The following is a 2,089-nucleotide window of genomic DNA, read 5'->3' on the forward strand; positions in this document are numbered from 1 at the left end:
GGCATGGGCCTGGTGTTGGTACGCAGGTTGAGGGGTAAATGGGGTGGACAACTTCTATCGCTGCAAGAACATGCACTGCCTGCATTTTAGGGACCGTATAGCATCCGCTGCATGCGCCAGCCGGCGCCTTCACACAAATCACGGGAACTTCATGAACATCCATATCCGGAATGCACAAGCCAGCGACGCCGCAGTGATTCACGCCTTCATCGTGGAACTGGCCATCTATGAAAAAGCTGAGCACGAGGTCATCGCGAGCGTCGCCGACATTGAGCGCAGCCTGTTTGAGGCCGGGACACCTGCGCGGGCCCTCATCTGCGAGATAGACGGCCAGCCAGTGGGCTTTGCGGTGTACTTTCTCAGCTACTCCACCTGGCTGGGACGCAAAGGCATGTACCTGGAGGATTTGTACGTATCGCCCCAACACCGGGGTAGCGGCGCCGGCAAGCGGCTGTTGCGCCACCTGGCCCGGCTGGCTTTTGACAGCGGCTGCGGGCGGCTCGAATGGAGCGTGCTGGACTGGAACGAGCCGGCCATCCAGTTTTACCAGTCGCTGGGCGCCAAGCCGCAAGCTGAATGGGTGCGCTACCGCATGACCGGTGACACCTTGCAGCACTTCGCTCTGGGGGACACAAGCCAGGTTCAGCCAACGCCCTGAGCCGGTCGTGCAATATCGGTGCAGACCCGGCTTTTTGTAAGAAATGGCAGCATTCAGCGACCAAGTGACACAGGAAGTACAGATGGCGGTGATTGACCCCGCTCAGCCCAGCGGGCGATCCAAAAAAGAACCCTATATAGGACAGCATTTGGCCGGCGCCGCTTGCGCCCAAAGCGGTTCAGTCCTACAAAGGCGTTTCGCTATCTGCTTTTAAATCTGTCGATATCAMTTAACTGGCTGACCCAACGTGAACCTGCCCCTCAAATTTCCCGGCCTGGCTGAGGCCCTGCCAACGGCATCGCCGCAGTTCATTAACCTCTACAACGAGTCGCAATCGGGCCAGACCCAAAATGTGGCGCAGGAGCTGGAAGAGGGTTTGCTTGAGCCCACGGCCACCATCAGCCCCAAATTCTTYTACAACGAGCTGGGCTCCAAACTTTTCGAGGCCATTACGGGCCTGGAGGAGTACTACCCAACCCGCACCGAGGCCGCCATATTTGCGGCGTCTTACCCGCAGATCGCCGCCACGCTGAGCGCGAACGGCATCCACAACGCCTGCCTGATCGACCTGGGCGCCGGCAATTGCGCCAAAGCTGCAGCGCTCATTCCGCATCTTCAGCCGCGGCAATATGTGCCGGTCGACATCTCGGTGGAATTTTTGCGGGATGCCGCCGCGCAGGTGCAAAACAGCTTCCCCGCGCTCGACATCGTCGGCCTGGGCATGGATTTTTCGTCCGGCCTGGTATTGCCGCGCGAAGTGCAAAGCCAGGAACGGGTGTTTTTCTACCCCGGCTCCAGCCTGGGCAACTTTCATCCGGCGCAGGCCCTGCGGTTCTTGCAGCACATCGCCGACCCGGCGCAAGGCAAGGCGCGCGGCCTGCTGCTGGGCATTGACCTGGTGAAGGACACCGCACGGCTGGAAGCGGCTTATGACGACGCGCTGGGCGTGACCGCTGCCTTCAACAAAAACCTGCTGCTCAACGTCAACGAGCTCCTGCAGGCGGATTTTGATGTTCGCCAGTGGCACCATGTGGCGCTCTTCAATGCCGCGGAGTCGCGCATCGAAATGCACCTGGAAGCCTTGTCGGACCTTACGGTGCGCTGGCCTGGGCATGCGCGGCGCTTTGGCGCCGGCGAGCGCATCCACACCGAATGCTCTTACAAGTACACCTTGGAAAGCATGACGGCGCTGCTGCGGCAGGCCGGATTCGGGCAGGTTCGCTACTGGACCGACCCGCAAAGCTGGTTTGCGGTGTTCTGGGCCGCTATTGAGTGAAAAAGCAATGAAAAAAGGCCAATTTCCTGAACGAAATTGGCCTCCAGCCCTTTACTACCTTGCGCGAGCAGCTATCAAATTAATAGCGCTTTGACGGACCGCCTCAGGCGCGCTCGGTCACCCAGGCCTGCACCGACTTCAGTGCATCACCGAGC

At 59.8% G+C, this 2,089-nt stretch carries 2 protein-coding genes; both read left to right on the plus strand.

Translation table 11 applies throughout. The features are described 5' to 3' along the window. Nucleotides 1-151 precede the first annotated feature (151 nt). Nucleotides 152-658 (plus strand): N-acetyltransferase family protein, encoded by a 507-nt coding sequence (locus AC1D1P_RS21760; RefSeq protein ID WP_477674404.1) that lies wholly within the window; start codon nucleotides 152-154, stop codon nucleotides 656-658. A gap of 247 nt (nucleotides 659-905) precedes the next feature. Then, the gene (egtD, locus tag AC1D1P_RS21765; protein WP_477674405.1) at nucleotides 906-1,934 is read left to right on the plus strand and encodes an L-histidine N(alpha)-methyltransferase; all 1,029 of its coding nucleotides are present in this window, start codon (nucleotides 906-908) and stop codon (nucleotides 1,932-1,934) included. The last annotated feature ends 155 nt before the right edge of the window (nucleotides 1,935-2,089 follow it).

Source organism: Polaromonas sp. P1_E1_2, assembly GCF_056406035.1.